The sequence below is a fragment of the Pseudomonas sp. LB3P93 genome (assembly GCF_054898025.1).
In genome coordinates this window covers 1,703,219-1,722,188 of the sequence record NZ_CM142713.1, presented here as the reverse complement: position 1 = coordinate 1,722,188, position 18,970 = coordinate 1,703,219, and the positions used below count along the sequence as shown (strand labels likewise).

Annotated in this window: 9 protein-coding genes; all 9 read left to right on the top strand. The window is 57.7% G+C overall.

The genetic code is table 11. The features are described 5' to 3' along the window. Nucleotides 1-138 precede the first annotated feature (138 nt). The 9 genes from ACYZT8_RS07575 (at nucleotide 139) to ACYZT8_RS07535 (ending at nucleotide 18,874) form a co-directional block, all read left to right on the top strand. The gene (locus tag ACYZT8_RS07575; protein ID WP_461980196.1) at nucleotides 139-4,155 is read left to right on the top strand and encodes a hypothetical protein; all 4,017 of its coding nucleotides are present in this window, start codon (nucleotides 139-141) and stop codon (nucleotides 4,153-4,155) included. A 66-nt stretch (nucleotides 4,156-4,221) separates the two neighbouring features. After that, nucleotides 4,222-5,130, top strand: a complete 909-nt coding sequence (locus ACYZT8_RS07570; RefSeq protein ID WP_461980195.1) for an Ig-like domain-containing protein — start codon at nucleotides 4,222-4,224, stop codon at nucleotides 5,128-5,130. Between the two features lie 33 nt (nucleotides 5,131-5,163). Next, nucleotides 5,164-6,774 carry a hypothetical protein gene (locus ACYZT8_RS07565; protein WP_461980194.1) on the top strand — a complete coding sequence of 537 codons (1,611 nt, stop codon included), beginning with the start codon at nucleotides 5,164-5,166 and terminating at the stop codon, nucleotides 6,772-6,774. Continuing rightward, complete coding sequence (locus ACYZT8_RS07560) at nucleotides 6,722-7,105, top strand: hypothetical protein (protein ID WP_461980193.1); 384 nt, start codon at nucleotides 6,722-6,724, stop codon at nucleotides 7,103-7,105. Before ACYZT8_RS07565 ends, ACYZT8_RS07560 begins: the two co-directional genes overlap by 53 nt. A gap of 137 nt (nucleotides 7,106-7,242) precedes the next feature. After that, complete coding sequence (locus tag ACYZT8_RS07555; RefSeq protein WP_461980192.1) at nucleotides 7,243-10,143, top strand: hypothetical protein; 2,901 nt, start codon at nucleotides 7,243-7,245, stop codon at nucleotides 10,141-10,143. 654 nt (nucleotides 10,144-10,797) lie between these two features. Beyond that, nucleotides 10,798-11,166, top strand: a complete 369-nt coding sequence (locus ACYZT8_RS07550; protein WP_461980191.1) for a DUF6124 family protein — start codon at nucleotides 10,798-10,800, stop codon at nucleotides 11,164-11,166. A 292-nt stretch (nucleotides 11,167-11,458) separates the two neighbouring features. Beyond that, nucleotides 11,459-12,517, top strand: coding sequence for an IS110 family RNA-guided transposase (locus ACYZT8_RS07545; RefSeq protein ID WP_461982392.1), 1,059 nt, complete (start codon nucleotides 11,459-11,461; stop codon nucleotides 12,515-12,517). 576 nt (nucleotides 12,518-13,093) lie between these two features. Further along, the gene (locus tag ACYZT8_RS07540; RefSeq protein ID WP_461980190.1) at nucleotides 13,094-17,248 is read left to right on the top strand and encodes a hypothetical protein; all 4,155 of its coding nucleotides are present in this window, start codon (nucleotides 13,094-13,096) and stop codon (nucleotides 17,246-17,248) included. Between the two features lie 240 nt (nucleotides 17,249-17,488). Beyond that, nucleotides 17,489-18,874 carry an IS4 family transposase gene (locus tag ACYZT8_RS07535; RefSeq protein WP_461977426.1) on the top strand — a complete coding sequence of 462 codons (1,386 nt, stop codon included), beginning with the start codon at nucleotides 17,489-17,491 and terminating at the stop codon, nucleotides 18,872-18,874. The last annotated feature ends 96 nt before the right edge of the window (nucleotides 18,875-18,970 follow it).

The following is an 18,970-nucleotide window of genomic DNA, read 5'->3' as shown; positions in this document are numbered from 1 at the left end:
CCGACTCAAATTCAATCCCGACACAGCATTACCGTTTATCGGAATTCGGGGCTTACCTGTTATTTCTGACAGTAGCCAACAGCATTGTTAACACCTTAAATGACCCCGTCGCCCACCCCCTCGACAGGAGTCATCGCCATGCTCGTCCAACCCGCTCGTGACCGCTCCACGCTGGTTCTGCTGGAGCCGGAAATCCCTGATCGCACGCAGAATCAGTTACCTTCCGGCGAATGGGGTATCAACCGTGCCGCCGCGCTGGGTGTGCACCCGGACAGGGGATTGCAGGTCTATGTATTGGCCTGGGCGGCCATGGGAATCGGCGACAAGGTCGAGCTGTTATTCAATGACGACGTGGTGGATCAACACACCATCACGCAAGAAACCGAGGTGGGCGAACGCATGACGTTATGGGTGCCGCCACGCCATTGGCTGACGGGTTCCCACACGCTGGCTTACCGCGTAACCCGGTTCAATCAGGGTCCCGAGATCTTCGCACCGCCGCTCAAGCTCTACGTCAAAATGGAGATACCAGCGGGCCAGGACACGGAGGAAGAAGAAGGCAATCACTCGAATCTGTACATGTTCATCGACCCGCAAATCGTCAATGGCGGGGTAGACAAGGACATCGCCGAGGAAGGGGTAACCGTCACCATTCGAGCCCAATCCGGTACCGGCATTCCTTATCCGAACGCGGCGGTGGGCGATGTCATCCGATTGAGCTGGGGTGGTGTGTTCAAGGAATCCAGTCCGCTCACCCTTGGGCAGATCACCGAACCGACAAACAATCCAATCGAGATCGTTGTCGATAAAGCCATCATCGAGGAAGCGGGTGACACGGGTGATTCCAAACTGGCGGTCACCTACATCGTTCGCGATCTGGTAGACAATTACGCGGAAGACTGGTGCAAGGAAATCCGGATCGAGGTGTTGACCGGCACCAGTCTTCTGGACGCTCCTGTCGCCCAGGATGCGGTAAACAACGTCCTTGATATGGATAAACTGGGCAACAACGACACTAAGATTCAGGTCTGGGCTAGAAATCCCGCCTTCGAGTCCGGCGACGAGGTTGTCGTCACATTGAGCGGTACCACGCTGGATGAGGAATTTCTCGAGTTTTCTACACCGCTACAAACTTTCACTAATTTTCCGCACACGTACGAGTTCCTGCTGCGTAGCGCCGATGTCCGCAAACTCACGAAAACCCAGGTAAAAATCTCCTACCGTGTGATACGCGGCGGCACGCCACCGCTTCGCTCAAAGGGGCAGTTCGTCCGCATCATCGGTGAAGCCAAACACTTGGCCGCGCCCATTGCCGAAGATGCACAAAACGGCGCCATCGAACCGGAACGGCTCTCCACCCGCATCGAGATCCCTTTCGATCCGAGCTTCGAAGCGGGCATGGGCATCGAGTTGATCTGGTTCGGTACCCGCCCGGACAACAGCAGCTACAACCCGGAGCTGGAGTGGTTCATTCTCGACAAAGAAATAATCGACGCCGGTGTCAGCTTCTTCATCACGGTGGAAGGCAGGCACCTCAAAATGCTCGCAGGTGGCACGCTGAAGCTGTCTTACAACCTGCTGCGTGATGACAATGGCAACATCGTCAAGAGGGGTTCCCTGTTTGCTGCGTTGTTGAACGTCGGCAAGCCTGTGTTCGAACTGGTAAAACCGGTTGTCCTAGGTGAAAAGGATGGCGCACTGGAACCCAACGACCTGCCTAACGGCGCAGGCAAGGTGACCGCCCTCAAACCAATGAACCCGACCAAGCCCGGGGATATCGTGACGTTCACTTGGGACGGCGCGATTACCGGCCCCGTGAACGATTCGATCCCGATCAATGCCCTGAACAAAGACAAGGACGTACCTCTCACCCTTAACGCTGCGTTTGTCGCCCGTAACATCGAGCCGAACCGCGGGAATAAAGTGGTGGTGACCTACAAGATCTGGCGAGCAGAGGAGGAAAAATTCAGTTATGCAAATCCGTTGGAAATGACCATCGGCGAAACACAAGGTGAACGGCTGGACCCGGCCAAAGTGAAGGAAGCACTGGACGACATACTCGACCCCGCCAATGTGCCGAACGGTGCCACCGTCGAGATTCCTGCCAATCGCTCCGAGAACGCAGGGGATCACTTTTACCTGCTTTGGAAATCGGAAGACGGGCAAGTCGAACACACGGATGACAAGGCAATCACCGGCAATACGAAAGGCAAGCCGGTCGAGTTCACCGTCCCGCTTAAAACTGTACAAGACAGCCTGAACAAGAAGGTCACCATCAGCTATCGGGTCGAACTGTTCGAAGGTGGCGAAGCCCTCGGGGAGGATTACGAACTGCGGGTAGAGACACAAGCGTTCAGATTGCCCGTCGCCTCCTTCAAGGAAGCAACAGGCCCACAGAAAGACCAACTCAATCCTGACGATGTGTACCCCAATGGCGCGACAGTCGTCATCGCGGCAGCCGCTCGACTGCAGACAGATGACGAGATCACCGTGACCGTGGCGGGTAAAACCACCACGACTTACCCACACAAGGTGCTGTCGACGGAGGCTGGCAAAGAGTTGGCGACCATCAAAGTGGCGCATGCCTTCATCAACGAAAACGACGGCGAAAGCATCGACCTGAGTTACACCGTCAAACGCAAAGTCGGCGGCACGGATGGCCCGTCTGACCCTGTGGTGTACGACGTTCGCAAGGTCATTGGTTCAGGCTCCCTGAAGGTCATGGGTGCACGCTTCAACCGTAGTACTTACCGGGCATCCAGTGCCTCGCGTGTGCTCAGCGCATTTAACGCCACCACCGGCCAACCGTTGCAGGCCCAGTGGAAATATCCTTCCGGGACTGAATGGGTGACGGCCGCCACCTGGCGCGATACCCACCCGCAAGAACCACTGCAGGTTCGCACGGCCGATGATCAGATCACGCTGAATCCGGCGAACGTTATTGGTAACGGGATCGACACTACCATCACCGGCCTGGCGGCTGTCGTCGCCCATCGCGATGTCGGTGACGTCGTCGGCTGGGGCAACGCGGCGTATGGCGCCAGTATCCCTTCAACCATTATCACCATGGACGATATTGTTGAAGTGAGCTGCACACGCAGTGCCTATGCCGGCCGTCGAGTCAATGGCGCGGTGGTTGTGTGGGGGACTGCGACCGAAGGCGGAAGCATGACTGGCGTCTCCCCGCTCGGTTTTGCCAAGGTCATCGGTAATGCCACCGCGTTCGCCGGCTTGAAAGACACACGCCAAGTCGTTGGCTGGGGTGTTCCGGCCGATGGCGGCCTGGTACCCGCTCCCATCACTGCGCTAACGGATGTCGTGGACGTCGTCGCCGCCGGGCAAGCGTTTGCCGCGCTGAGGGCAACCGGGCATGTGACGGCTTGGGGGCTTGCCGCCAATGGTGCAACCGTGCCGGACGACATCGCCGGGCTCACGGACATCAAGGCACTCATCGGCAGTTACGGCGCTTTTGCAGCGCATCGCGGCAACGGCAGGATTGTGGCGTGGGGCAACAAAACCTACGGCGCAGAAGTGCCGGCGGACATTGCTTCGATGACCGACATCATCGAGCTGAGTTGTGCCAATGCACAAGCCTTTACCGCACGGCGTGCCACCGGCCAGGTCGTGGCCTGGGGCACCGCCGCATACGGCGGCACCATTGATCCGTTGATTGAAGGCCTGACAGATATCGTTGAGGTCAGTTCGACGTGGCGTGCGTTCGCGGCACGTCGTGGCAACGGTCATGTCGTGGCATGGGGAACGCCGGCGGAAGGCGGTTTGGTGCCGTCAGATATCGCTGGGCTGGACGACATCGTCCAGGTGGTCGGCACCTCTCAGGCGTTTGCAGCCTTGCGCAAAAACGGCACGGTAGTGGCGTGGGGCAATGCGGCTGTGGGTGGCGATACGACAGCGGTGGTCAGCGAATTGACCAATGTGCGTGCGCTGTACGACAACACCCACGGCTTCATCGCCCTGACCTCCGATGGTCGCGTAGTGACGTGGGGGCACGCTGCCGGCGGCGGCGACAGCAGCGCGGTGCAAGACCGGTTGCGGGGCAAGGTTTCTTATCAGGCAAGTGCCGTTTCACGGGGTCGGGCTCTGATGGCCAGCCGTTGGGCACAACTGAATGTGAAACCGGAAATCCTGGACCGATAACCCTCCTCCCTCCTCCCCAACTCTCGGCGCTCCGACAGGAGCGTCGACTTCCCCGAGGGTGACACCATGTCCGCTGCCGAAATAACACTGCACAAACCATCCGTGGACGAAGCGCCCGAGGGTGTCCTGGACCCGGAAGCGCTCCCCGACAAAGGTGCAACGGTCCGCATCAGACCCTATGAAAATATGGCCTTTCGTGACCATGTCTACCTTTACGTCGGCAATCATTACGTCGACGACATTCCGATTGGCGCGAACGCCGTGGGCAAAGACGTGGTGTTCACCGTTGCTGCCGAAGAGTTTGTCGCAGACAGCGAAAACCGTGTGCAGATTCGCTATGAAGTGCAGTTTTATCAGGGAACGCGTGAAGAATCCCTGACGCTGGATCTGAAGCTGAAAGGCAATTTCGAAAGCGACGCCGGCCTGGACCTGAGTGCAGAAAACTATGTGGTGTCGGTTGAAAAGCCACCCGAGACGACGCCTGTGTTTGCACGCACAACCAGGGCGGCCAACTGGGGAGCCGCGCCCTATCGATACACCAGCGAACATCCGACGATCGCCAGCGTCCATGAACACTCCGGCGAAGTCACCGCGCTGCGCAATGGCGAATGCATGATCACCGCCACCGACAGCCAGCATCAGGCGCGCAGCTACAAGCTCACGATCAAGGGCATCACGGAATTGACATGGTTGAGCCCTGCCGCGGATTGGGAGGGCATGGCCCACGTTTGTGCCGCCGCCAAGCTGCAACCCGTCACTCTCGCGCAGATCAGACGGCTATGGAACCTGTACCAATGGAGCGGCGGAACAGTCGCCGCCTACCTTGAATGGTTGATCTACCCGGTATGGACGGCCGACGTGCTGGGTGCCGGCACGGCGTACGCCTATGACCTGAGCGGCTCGAATGATCATGACAATGCCCAAGGACATGACACGACCCTGCACATGCAGATCGTCGGCGCCTCTCAAGCCTGAGCGACGCAGTCAAACTGACACAAGGAGAGCGTCATGGGGACTGTCCTGTCGCGGGCGAGACAACTTCTGTTTGCCTTGCTGTTCGTCAGCAGTGCAAGCCACGCCATCACCGGCCCGGAAGTCGCTCATCTGCTCAACAGCCGCTTCAAAAACACCACGACCGAATGCGCGGGCGACAACCCGGCCTATTTCTGCAGCGGCGTATTGCTGCTCCCAAGCCAGGGGCCGAACGAGTTCTGGAAACCCGACGCACCCTCGACGGCCCTTGGCGCACGAAGTGTTGCCTACGTACGGGCCGACCTGGATACCCGCACGCTGACGCAAAAAAACGGTGCGGTGTTCAGCGATCAGTTCACCGCCATCGGCTGGGGTAAATCGCTGGATGTGCTCTGCGTCTACCCGTTTGAATTCCCGGTCCAGAGCACACGTCCCGACTTCGGTTGTGGCGGGACCGCTGCCGCCAAAAACACCCAGGACGTCAGTTCTTGCGCGGCGTTGGGCGTGACTGACGCACCAGGCTGGCTTACGCACTTTGGGCAACAGGGCAATAAGCCCGCCGGGCAATGTTCCTTGAGCAGTCGTGACCCCGCACAGTTCATGGCCAGCCTCATCGCCCATCAAAATCTCGATGCCGACTGGTCGGCCAAACCCACCTTGCTGCAAGTCAAAAACGGCGACGCTCAAGCGCCCGAACAGCTGCCACTGCAAGGCCTGTTTTACGACGTGACGCAAACCGGTTCATTGCTGGGCGCACAGAAAGATCAGCGCGATTATTTCAACGCCACCGGCGACTGGTTGCCGATCCTGCGCATGGACCTGACACAGGGAGCTGATGCGGTGTTTGGTTTCAATCAGCAGGATCAGTTGTATATCGGTTATCAAGTGGCGGCGCGGCTCAATGCGCGGTATGCAGATACAGCGCCGGAGTGTCGTGGCGGCACACCGGCGTATTTTTGCAATGGCATCTTGATCCGCATCACCGACGCGTCCCCGGCCTTCCACGCCTGGAATCCCAGCGACGGTTCGATAGCGCGTAATGGTGTCGCGTTTTCATACATGCGTGCCGATGTGCATTTACCCGCCTTGGCCTGGTACAAACACCAAGGTTTAATCATGAAAGAAATGGCCGCGCCCACGGCCTATCCGCTGACCGTGCGATGTGCCTACCCGATTGATGGCGATACGTTTTTTCGTTCGGACAGTTGCAACGAACACTCTGGATCACCGCAGGCGAGTGTGCCTTGCGCTGCACAGGGCATTACCACCTCGCAGGCATGGATAGATCACATTTACAAGCAAGCCAATAAGGGAGCGGGATGTAGCTTCACCGGTGAGACGCTACCGTTTGAAGTAAGTATCAGAGCAAGAGCTCTCGCGAACGCACCTGAGCGGGCCAATCATAACGAAGTTGTCATGGCCAGTTGGCCCCAAAACATTGCAGATCAACTTCCGCTTGACGCGTTCTTTTACGTAGCGATCACTGGCAGGCCCAATGCTCAGTTTTTCCAACGGGACTACTTCCAGCAGACAGGTCGTTTCTTGCCGATTGTTCATGTGGATCTGGCAGCCGCCTCCGGGCATGTCGTCAGCTATGACCCTGCAGATCAAACCGTTCAAGGTCTGGCCGATGCCGACCATCGCTGACGAAACGGGTCGGGAGCTGAATGTCACCAGACTGGCAGGGAACGAGCAACTCAGAATAGCGCAGTGGCTAAGACAGGCAGCGGGACAGTGGGTATGGCTGCGCTATGACGGTTTTCTGGAAAACGGTGCTACCACCGAACTGGTCATGTGGAAAGGCCAGGAGCAAAGCCAGTCGCCTGCGGATCTGGTCACAACGGCACCCATCGCGTGGTTAAAGACCCTCAAGGAGGGTCGAGATGTCACCGTCACCTTCAAGGTGAATCTCGACAAGGTGGAGGATGAGGCCACGGCGGTGAGTTTTCCGTTGAGGGTGTACACCGTAAGAAAATAAGCGGACGGAGCTATTTATCCGTCCGAGACCATTGGTCGGAAACAACCGCCTACCTGTTATTTCTGACAGTAGCCAACACCTTCACTTCACACCTTAAATGACTCCGTCGCCCAACTCATTCGACAGGAGTCCTCACCATGCTCGTGCCACCACGCCGCCAACCCGTTTCTTTGCTGCTTCGTCCACCGGAAATCCCTGGTGCTCGCCTGCTGGAATATTCCGCTGACGAATGGGCCATCAACCGCGCCGCCGCCCTGGACAACTTTCCCGACCATGGGCTGAAAGTCTACGTCCCGGCCTGGTCGGCGATGGGTAAAGGTGACAAAGTCGAGCTGCTGTTCAACAGCCTGGTGGTCGACCAGCACACCCTCACCGAAGACACCGAAGTCGGCGAGCGCGTGACCTTGTGGGTTGCGCCGAAACATTGGCTGACGGGGCCGCATACGCTGGCGTATCGGGTGACCCGCTTCAATCAGGGCCCCGAGACCTACGCGCCCGCGCTCAAGCTCTACGCCAAACTCGAGATCCCCGCCGGCCAGGACACGGACGAGGCAGAAGGCAGCCATTCAAACCTGTACATGGTTTTCGACCCGCCCATTGTCGACGGCCTCGTCGACAAGGACATCGCCGAGGACGGGGTATACATCATCATTCGGCCGAAATCCGGGACCGGTGCGCCTTATCCCGATGCGGCGGTGGGTGATGTCTGCGTGTGCAGTTGGGGCGGTGTGTACGTTGAATCCGCGCCGTTGACCGCCGAACAAATCCGCGACCCGGTCAATCATCCGATCGTGATCCACATCGTCAAAGCCATCATTCTTGAGGTCGGCGACACCGATGGCGCTGGGCTGGCGGTCACCTTCCGGGTGCGCGACGTGGTGCACAACTACTCGGAAGACTGGTGCAAGGCCACGCGACTGGTGGTCATGACCGGCACCGATCTGCTGGACGCGCCGATCGTTGATGAGACCGTGAACAACGTGCTCGATCTCGATGCGCTGGGCGACAACAACATCACGGTTCACGTCCGGGCCCAAAAGCCGCAGTTCCAGCTGGGCGACCGCATTATCCTGAAGATGCGCGGCACCACGGTCGACAAAGAGGCGGTGGAAATCAACGCGCCGCCCAAGACGGTCGACGACCTGCCGCATACCTACATATTCATCCTGCTCAACGCGGACGTGCGACAACTGGCAAAAACCCAAGTAACTTTTTCCTACCACGTGGAGCGCCCCGGCGTGTCCGACCCGTTGCCATCCAAGGGTCAATTCGTCAGCTTCATCGGCGAGCCGAAACGCCTGGCCGCCCCCAGTGCCGAAGCTGAGCAAAACGGCGCGATTGACCCGAACTTGCTGTCCCCTCGCGTGCGGATTCCGTTCGACCTGATCATGCTGCTGGGCATGGGCATCGAGCTGATCTGGTCCGGTATGCGCCCCGACAAGAGCAGTTATACCCCTGAGCTGGAATGGCACATTCTCAGCAAGGAAGAAATCGAGGCTGGGGAAGACCTCTTCATCATGGTGGACGGTAAGCACCTGAAAACCCTGGAGGGCGGCACGCTGGATCTGTCGTACTACCTGCTCAGCGAAGGCCCGAACGGTGAGATCGTGCGGCGCGAATCGCTGCATGCGACGCAGCTGAAGGTGGGCGAGCCGCAGTTTGAACTGGTCAAGCCCATCGTGCTGGGTGAACAGGAGGGGGCGCTGGAACCCAACGATTGGCCTAACGGCATCGGTAAACTGACCGCGCCAAGGCCGACCGTCAACCCGACTCAGGCCGGTGACAAGGTGTTCTACAAGTGGGTAGGCGAGGCGACGGGCATCAAGGAAGACGACATCCTCCTCAATGCGCTGACCAAGGACAAGGATGTGCATTTCACCCTCAGCGCCGCGTTCGTCGCCGAGCATATCGAACCGAACCGCGGCAAGAAGGTGACGGTGAGTTACCGGATCTGGCGGGCGGCGACGGATGAGACGAGTTATTCGAATGGGTTGGAGTTTGTGGTTGGGGCGGCGCTGGAGCTGAAGCCGCCGAGTGTGGTCGAGGCTGATGACAAAATCCTCAACCCCATCAACGCCAAGGAAACCCTGACCATTCGAGTACCGGCCAACGCTGACCTTCTGCCGGATCACAGGATCAGCGTCCACTGGGCCGGGGCCGAAGGAACCCCGCCCGAAGGTTCATTTACCTCGCCAGCCACGCTCGTCAGCGCCGGACTGGACATCCGCATTCCTAAAAGCGTGGTCGTCTTTAACCTTGGCAAGTCGGTGACGGTTACGTATAGCGTAATTATTGGTAGCGCAGCACCGAAGCCTTCGATGCCCCTTTCCTTGAGCGTGCAATCGATTGCCAATGGCGACCCGAATCTTCTGCCCGCGACCATCGACGTCTTCTCAGGCGACGAAATTGATGTCATCCAATTGTCTGATAACGCGTGCACTCGGGTGCCGCCATGGCCGTTGATCGCAGCGAATCAGAAGATGTGGTTACGCTACACGGGGACATACGAAGATGATTCGATGTTCAGCGAGGTGACTTATGCAGGGGAAGCACTGGTCGGCGAGGCGGTCACCGTGGGTCCTCATCCACCTGCACCTGTGGACAAGCTGCGGGGGTTGAAGGAGGGCTCGAAACTGGAGATCGAATTCAAAGTGACCTTGGATGGCAACACCGATGAGGGCGAAGCTGTAACTTTTATGCTGCGGACTTATATGGTATCCAATAACAGCTTTCGGGTCCTCTACGTGCGTGAAGGATACAACGATGCCGGTCCACTTGTACCAGAAGGTGGCAATACAACTGCCTTCGAATTGACCTGTTGGCTTTTTGTCCCCGGGGCCACAGGAACAATTGATATAGACTATTGGCTCAATAACGAGAATAGTAGTCATACCCCCAAAGTTGAACCCACAGACCTTCCTGGCGTATACACAAACTCCATATATTGGTCTGGTAATCGACCACTTAAAGCCTCAGTCCAATTTTCACTATCCAGAACTGGACCGAAGACGTCCCCGAGAACTTTTACATACATATAGGAAAATAAAGGGACACCCATTAGCCAGTCTCAAGTCAAGGATAAAAGCAAACTTGCCCTGCAGCTTTTCACAGCAGGGTTTACCTTTATCTCAACCGGCTTAAAAGTTAAGGGGATAGTTATGGGAACAGATCTAAATGGCACTTACTTAACATGTTTAGCGTGCCCATTTTTCCTGACATCTGCCCTTGCTGACCGACGTGATTTGGTCAGCAAGAACTAAAAAACGGGACGAAAAAATGGAAAAAATGGGACGGATCTATTTATCCATCTCCGTGCTTTTCTCGAAACTGGAGAGAGTGTTTAACGATGGTGTTTAATAGACATCTCCAGACACTCTCTCAGGCTACACATCCTTGCGCCGTTGCCTACGACTGCGCCAGAATCCGCCGGCTTGTGCGCCTTGGGCCTGGGCTTTATCGTTTCCCCGTCGCTGAAGAACAGCGATGGGGGTTTGGTAGCCCCGGGTTTCATGTGAGGTGCTAAGCATCACCATTTGCGGCGTTTTTTCGTCTCGTTTTATGGTGGTCGTGCACAGGGCGCTTTCGAGCGCGCCGGTCTCCTCACATCCCGGTCTACCAACCTGTGCATGGCCACCACCCTTCGTTGGTAGCGAGGGTGATGGCTCCTATATACGATGAGAGGAGTTTCACCTATGTTCAAACCAACACCCAATCCACCAGAAGCGGACGACGTTTCCCCTTACGAAACCGCCGATTCCAAAAAACTAAACGACGCCGCCGAGCGAGCGCTCGACTTCCACTTCCCGTCGAATGCCGACATCAAAGCCACCCCGCGAACACACAGCACCCTGTTTTCCGTGGACCCGCAGGCCACGACCGAAACCCTGGCGGTTTATCTGGTCGAGACGCTGGCCTCGGTCGATGTGATGGTCCATCAGTTGGTGGACCATCTGGAAGGTGAGTCGCGTTATGCGCTTATGGGGATTTCCAACAGCATCATGGTGGCGGAGATTGCGGCGAATCGGATGCTGGATAACGTTGATCCGAAGCTAGCCAGTTAAACCGCGTCATCGTTCATCGCGAGCAGGCTCACTCCCACATTTGAACTGTGTCGATCACGGTGATTGTGTGCGGCGCCGTTAATGTGGGGCGTACTTGCTTGCGATGCGTAAAACAAGAAACGGCTAACCCGGGAATGCTTATCAGGTTGGCCGTAACACGATCCGTAATTGGATGGACTCGCCCAAGTCGAGGCGTCAATGCGCCACGATGGCAGTCTAAACAGCCAACGACAGCGAGGGCGAGTCCATGAAAAAGCATACTTCGGTTGATCAATCCCTGTCTTCTTCCGATTTGTCGGCCTGCACAACCGTAGCGGTCGATTTGGCCAAGCAGGTCTTTCAGGTCGCCGGGGAAGATGTCCTCGGCCAGGTGCACTACGAGCAGCGGATCAAGTCGCGCGAGGCGTTTTATGAGTTTCTACGCCAGTTGCCGCCTCATGTCGTGGTTCTGATGGAGACCGGTCCGGGTGCTCAAGCCTGGGCCCGGCAGCTGCAAGACCAAGGCAATCTGGCGCGGATTCTTCCAGCCCGTTTGGTGGCCACACATCGTAGCGGGCCTAAAAATGATCGCAACGATGCGCTGGCGATTCTGCGGGCTGGTCGCGATGAAAAGATCTACGCAGTGCCGGTCAAAAGCGTTGCGGCGCTGGCAATGCAGGCGTTGCATCGGGCCCGCCAAGGCTATGTGCGTCGACGCACGGCGGTGAGCAATCAGATGCGCGGCCTGCTGCTCGAGCATGGCGTGGCCTTGGCGCAGGGCGATGTTGCGATCAGCCAGAAAATTCCGCGGGTACTGGAAGATGCCACCCAGCCGGTGCCGGGCCTGCTGCGTGAACTGATCGACGAACTGTTGGCCGAGTGGCGCCATTTGGGCGAACGCATCAGCGTGCTGACGGGGCGCCTGGAAGTGGCCGCCAACGCCGACATGACGGCGAAGCGACTGATGACTGTGCGCGGCATCGGCCCAGTCACTGCCACGGCACTGGTGGCCAAGGAAACCAAGCCTGAGCGATTTCCCAATGCCCGCAAGTTTGCCGCGTACTTTGGCATGGTGCCAGACCAGCACAGCAGCGGGCAGACGGTCCGGCTGGGGGACATGACCAAGCGAGGCGATGTTTATTTACGCAGCCTGATGATCCAGGGAGCCCACGCGGTACTGCAACAACTACGACCTGATTCCCAGCAACCCGATGACCGCCGCTTGTTGCGCTGGATGAGCCGGCTGGGTCGTAAGGAGGCTGCGATCAGGTTGGCCAACCGCAACCTGCGAATCGTCTGGGTGCTTCTACAGAATGACCAGACTTATCGTCGCCAGGCGGGTGATGGCCAGCAAGCGACGATGAGCCACTGAGCGACAGAGTTCTGCCACCGAGGTACCAACTGTCCGACCCTTTGCTGAAAAACATTGACCCCAGGTAAGACCGGCGTGGATTGATGCCTTAGCTGCTACTGGCCTTCGAGGCCTGACTGTAATCGGCATACCACGAGCTCTTCCAATTTTGGCCAGAAGCCGAAGACGGCTTCCTCGAATAGGCCTAATACATAGATGCAACGGGGCGGCGGTTTTTCAAAAGCGGGTAGACAGTGGGGGCGAGTCCATACATAGCAGCTGGCGAAGCCTGCGTTCGGCTGCGGAGCAGTCGTAAACACAGATCATGCGGTTTACCTGATACACCGCAAGGCATGGTTTTGCGACTGCTCCGCAGCCGAACGCAGGCTTCACCAGCTGCTACAGAAATTACGTTATCCCGGAAATTGCTTAACTGATCGGCATTAGCCAACTCAGGTCATTTTTCCGCCTACCGTTTGTCGAAAACCCCCGCCCACCTGTTATTTCTGACAGTAGCCAGCGCGCCTTTCATCGTGCCCAATCACTCCATCAACTGTCCCCCTTCCCCAGTGGCGAACCTTCGCCAAGGAGTTTTTGATGGCCGCTTCGGGTCTGTTCCTGTTTCGTCCTTCAGCGTCTGTCATCGCCCCGCTGCAGAACAGACCGCTGCTGATTGCCGGCGCGGTCGAGCCAATTGTGGACGGTGACGCCGGCATCAACCTCAGTGTGGTGGAGGACCATCCGGACGGTGTGTTGTGCGCCATTAATAAATACAGCCCTCCGGTGCAGGCGGGCGATCAGATTGATGTGTACTGGGAAGGCGAAAAGATCTTCCACAAAGTGGTCCAGCCAGAGGAAGTCGACAGTGACTTCCTGTTCTTTTTTCTGTCTGTCGCGCTCATGGTTCCCGGCTGGGTGGAAGCGGCTTACTACGTGCTCACTCGCCAGGGCGAGACCGTGCCGGACGACCCGTCTGCGGCGTTGCGGGTGCTGGTGAAGCTCGACAGGCCGGGGGGGCGTGACAAGGAACCTCAATATGACTGGCACTCCGAACTGCACATAGCGCTACTGCCCGACGATGTGATCGCCAACGGTATCGATGCGGTGTGGGCCGCAAACGGTGTTCCTGTCACGATCCCCTTCTACCCCGGAATCCACCTGCACGACGTTATCATCCTGCTCTGGGGCAGCGTCAGAATCCCCCACACCGTCACCGCGCAACAAGCCGCTGGCGAAGAACCCATCATCATCCTGGTGGATCAGGACGCCATTCTCGCCGGCGGCGACAGCGCTGCGTTGACGGTTCGATACTTTCCTCACGACCAGGTGTGGAACTGGGCCGACAAGCACTCAAAAAGCACGAGCGTGCTGGTCGATGCCGGTGCCTGGCGCCTGGAATCGCCGATCATCAATGATGCCGTCAACGGAATCATCACCCTCAAGGATTTGAACAAAGAAGACGTCACCGTCAAGGTCAAGATTGTCGGTGACGATTTCGCTGTCGGCGACACGGTGAAGATGACCTGGATCGGCACGCCCCCTGTTGGCAAGCCGTTGATCTACACGCAATCGCGCCCCGTGGAAAGCATCCCGCACATCCTCGAATTCAAGGTGCCCTACACCGAGGTCCGCGCCATCGCCATGGGGTTGGCCGACGCGTCTTATGTGTTGATCAAGAAAGACAACTCCCCGCCCCTGTCGTCCAAGCGTGCCTTCGCGGATGTCATTGGCGATGTGTCGATGCTCCCCGAACCCATCGTTGAGCAAGTGGTGGGCGACACGCTGGAACCCGACAACGAATATGCAGCGGTGCGCATCAGTTATCCCGGCATTGCAAGTGGTGACTACATCAACCTGATCTGGCTGGGCACCCAGGCCAACGGTCAGGCGTATCCGCACGAAGAGCAACACACCGTCAGCGCAGGAGAGGCCGCCGACAAACTCGTGATGTTCTACATCGACGGTCGACACATCGCTGTACTGGACAAGGGCTCGCTGGACTTGTCTTACCGTGTCACCAACGACGACGCTGCGCTTTACGGCGTCAGCGAATCGGAGCGTTTGCTGCTCAAGGTCGAACAACTGCGTGCCACGCTGCCGGTACCCGTCGTCGTGGAAGCCGATCCACCGGACGTGCTCGATCCTTCGAAGGTTTTCCATAACGTGAATGTCAGGGTCGATTACCTCGGCATGCTCCCGGGCGACATTCTGACCTGTTACTGGAGCGGCAACGGGCCTTTTGGCAGCACCAGCAACTGGGTGCCGATCACCACCGTGACCGCCGGCAAACCGGTGACGTTCAGGGTGGCGGCCGAGTTCGTTACGGCCAACATCGGCAAGTACGTCAAGGTGCGTTACACCGTGAAGCGGGCGGCTACGGGGTTGTGGAGTTATTCGGTTACGTTGGATTTGCTGGTCGCAGCATTGGTCGCACCGACCATTTCCTCGGTCAAAGGCTCGCCGAGCGGGGTCGAAATCCCCGATAACGGCACGACTACCGAAACCAGCATCATGTTGACCGGCACGGCCAGCAAAGGTCAGAAAGTCGATGTGCTCGATGGCGCTGTCTCCAAAGGCCAGGCCACCGCCGACCTGACGACGGGGATCTGGACGCTTCTGGTGACGGCACTGAGCCTGGCAGCCCACAGCTTCACCGCCAAGGCGCTGTACGGGTCGGGCGAGGTATCAGCGCCGCGAACCTTCACCGTAACGGCGGCGGTCAAACCGAGCATTTCCTCGGTCAAAGGCTCGCCTAGCGGGGTCGAAATCCCCGATAACGGTACGACTACCGAAACCAGCATCATGTTGACCGGCACGGCCAGCAAAGGTCAGAAAGTCGATGTGCTCGATGGCGCTGTCTCCAAAGGCCAGGCCACCGCCGACTTGACGACGGGGATCTGGACGCTTCTGGTGACGGCACTGAGCCTGGCAGCCCACAGCTTCACCGCCAAGGCGCTGTACGGGTCGGGCGAGGTATCCTCGCCGCGAACCTTGACCGTGACGGCGGTGGTTGCACCGACCATTTCCTCGGTCAAAGGCTCGCCGAGCGGGGTCGAAATCCCCGATAACGGCACGACTACCGAAACCAGCATCATGTTGACCGGCACGGCCAGCAAAGGTCAGAAAGTCGATGTGCTCGATGGCGCTGTCTCCAAAGGCCAGGCCACCGCCGACCTGACGACGGGGATCTGGACGCTTCTGGTGACGGCACTGAGCCTGGCAGCCCACAGCTTCACCGCCAAGGCGCTGTACGGGTCGGGCGAGGTATCAGCGCCGCGAACCTTCACCGTAACGGCGGCGGTCAAACCGAGCATTTCCTCGGTCAAAGGCTCGCCTAGCGGGGTCGAAATCCCCGATAACGGTACGACTACCGAAACCAGCATCATGTTGACCGGCACGGCCAGCAAAGGTCAGAAAGTCGATGTGCTCGATGGCGCTGTCTCCAAAGGCCAGGCCACCGCCGACTTGACGACGGGGATCTGGACGCTTCTGGTGACGGCACTGAGCCTGGCAGCCCACAGCTTCACCGCCAAGGCGCTGTACGGGTCGGGCGAGGTATCCTCGCCGCGAACCTTGACCGTGACGGCGGTGGTTGCACCGACCATTTCCTCGGTCAAAGGCTCGCCGAGCGGGGTCGAAATCCCCGATAACGGCACGACTACCGAAACCAGCATCACGCTGACCGGCACGGCCAGCAAAGGTCAGAAAGTCGATGTGCTCGATGGCGCTGTCTCCAAAGGCCAGGCCACCGCCGACCTGACGACGGGGATCTGGACGCTTCTGGTGACGGCACTGAGCCTGGCAGCCCACAGCTTCACCGCCAAGGCGCTGTACGGGTCGGGCGAGGTATCAGCGCCGCGAACCTTCACCGTAACGGCGGCGGTCAAACCGAGCATTTCCTCGGTCAAAGGCTCGCCTAGCGGGGTCGAAATCCCCGATAACGGTACGACTACCGAAACCAGCATCATGTTGACCGGCACGGCCAGCAAAGGTCAGAAAGTCGATGTGCTCGATGGTGCTGTTTCAAAAGGCCAACCGATTGCGGATCTGATCACGGGAATCTGGACCTTGCTGGTGTCGGGGTTAACTGTGGCAGCCCACAGCTTCACCGCCAAAGCGTTGTATGGCAGTGGTCAGATCTCCACCCCGCCACGGACTTTGACTGTAGTGACGGAAATGATGCTGGACCTGACACCGATGGTTCTTAACGGCTTCAACATTTCGATCGCTCGTTCGGGACTCGATTGGGCCCTCACCGGAAATGACCCAACCGGCACCGCCGACGCCCGCGTTCCTACCGGCGGTTCCCCCCCCTACACCTATAGATCCTCCCACCCAAACATCGCATCAGTCGATAGTAATGGCCGGGTACGTAGCGAAGGGAATGGACAGGCCACGATTTATGTAACCGACAAACATCAAACAAAGGAATACCCCGTCATAGCATCAAACGTATTGACGTACGCATACAACCCCACATACATGACCCCGCGACCATACTACAACTGGGTCCAATCAATCGGCGGATCAGTAATCCTCACCCACCAAGTGGTCTTGCACACCAATCTATTATCCGTCAAATACCGCCCGGGCAAAGGAGAGACCGCATACATTGGGGGCTACCCCATGTCAAATCCCCAACCTCTAGCAGGCCATGGGATCAACTATTACCCGAATGACATACCAGCCTTCTATCCCGAAGGGGCGGTTTGGAATAGCCCACCGCTCCCCGGGATCGCCATTGCCAGATAATAGGCAACCTCGACATAGTGCGACGAGTTAGTACGAAAAAACGTTAATCCACCTCATCCATGTCCCGTCAGGGGATGTGGATGGAGTAAACGAGTTAAGGGCGAGTTAAGGGGACAGATTTGAATGGCACTTACTTAACAGCTAACCACTTGAGCTGAAAGCAAAAAATGAAGAAGGGCTGGTCTTGGTCTACGGTGATAGTTGCGAACACACCCCGACAAACCAAGGACACAGCCCCAAATGGATCGTAGACGTGAAATTCTTCAGCATCAACAGCAACGTTTTCATCGACACGCGTTGGACTGCGATGCCTATGCGTTTTTCAATCTCCTCACGTCTCCCGATCTCTTACAACTCGTCGAGTCTGCACTGCCAGAACATCGGGAACGCCTGTTTCCGCCAACTGAAACGTTGTCTATGTTCCTGGCTCAAGCAATGAGCGCCGACCGCTCCTGCCAGAACGCCGTGAACGACCTGTCGATTAAACGGTCATGTGGCGGCATGAAGCCCAATAGCACTCGCACGGGCGCCTACTGCAAAGCCAGAAAACGCCTGCCTGTGGAAATGGTTTCCACGCTGGTCAGGCACACCGGTGCTTCAATAAGTGATAACGCACCCTCGTCGTGGCGCTGGATGGGACGGCCTGTGCGGCTGGTGGATGGCACGACGGTCAGCATGCCCGACACAGCGGCCAATCAGGGCGCCTATCCGCAATCTCGCGGCCAGAAAGTCGGTCTTGGTTTTCCGTTGTGTCGAGTGGTGGGCATCGTCTGCCTCTCCAGCGGCGCCGTTTTAGATGCTGCCCTTGGGCGTTTCCGAGGCAAGGGCGGCGATGAACAGACGCTGCTCAGATCAATGCTCGACACGTTGAAAACAGGTGACATTTTGTTAGGCGACGCTTACTACGCTACCTATTTCTTGCTGTGCGAGTTGCAACGAAGAGGTATCGATGGCGTGTTCGAACAATACGGTGCTCGACGGCGCAGCACGGACTTTCGCCTAGGGCAGAGTCTCGGTTCGGAAGATCACCTGATCGAATTGAAAAAGCCTGCAAGAAGACCGCTGTGGATGAGTCAAACGCATTACGAAAAGGCGCCTGAAAGACTGACCGTGCGAGAGTTGAAGGCGGGTGGGAAAACTTTGGTCACCACGTTGCATTGCCCAAAGCAGACACCTAAAACAGCCCTGAAATCGCTGTACAAGGGTCGATGGCATGTTGAACTGGATCTGCGCAATCTCAAAGCTACGCTGGGGCTTGGAAAGTTAAGCTGCAAAACCCCAGGCATGGCAGTCAAGGAGTTGTGGGTCTACCTGTTGGCACACAATCTGATCCGAATGCTGATGGCGCAATCGGCGCTGTTAGCGGACTGTTTACCTCGCGAACTGAGCTTCAAACACAGTCTTCAGCTATGGCTGGCGTTGCGACAATATGGCAGCCCCGAAGACGAGGATGGCCTGTCGAATTTATTGATGCTGATTGCTCAGAGGCGCGTCGGGAATCGGCCTGGTCGTATCGAGCCGCGAGCCATAAAACGAAGACCTCAAGCCTACCCCTTGCTGACCAAACCACGTCGGTCAGCAAGGGCAGATGTCAGAAAAAACGGGCACCCAAAACATGTTAAGTAAGTGCCATTCGGGACAGATTTATTTGTTCGTGAGTTAAGGGGACGAGTTAAGGGGGCAGATCTATTTACGGATCTATTTGCGCGTTATTGCCTTCTT

Bases quoted from the DNA above. Each gene is read 5' to 3' on its own strand.
- ACYZT8_RS07575 (WP_461980196.1), top strand. From the start codon at position 139: ATGCTCGTCCAACCCGCTCGTGACCGCTCCACGCTGGTTCTGCTGGAG.
- ACYZT8_RS07570 (WP_461980195.1), top strand. From the start codon at position 4,222: ATGTCCGCTGCCGAAATAACACTGCACAAACCATCCGTGGACGAAGCG.
- ACYZT8_RS07565 (WP_461980194.1), top strand. From the start codon at position 5,164: ATGGGGACTGTCCTGTCGCGGGCGAGACAACTTCTGTTTGCCTTGCTG.
- ACYZT8_RS07560 (WP_461980193.1), top strand. From the start codon at position 6,722: ATGACCCTGCAGATCAAACCGTTCAAGGTCTGGCCGATGCCGACCATC.
- ACYZT8_RS07555 (WP_461980192.1), top strand. From the start codon at position 7,243: ATGCTCGTGCCACCACGCCGCCAACCCGTTTCTTTGCTGCTTCGTCCA.
- ACYZT8_RS07550 (WP_461980191.1), top strand. From the start codon at position 10,798: ATGTTCAAACCAACACCCAATCCACCAGAAGCGGACGACGTTTCCCCT.
- ACYZT8_RS07540 (WP_461980190.1), top strand. From the start codon at position 13,094: ATGGCCGCTTCGGGTCTGTTCCTGTTTCGTCCTTCAGCGTCTGTCATC.
- ACYZT8_RS07535 (WP_461977426.1), top strand. From the start codon at position 17,489: ATGGATCGTAGACGTGAAATTCTTCAGCATCAACAGCAACGTTTTCAT.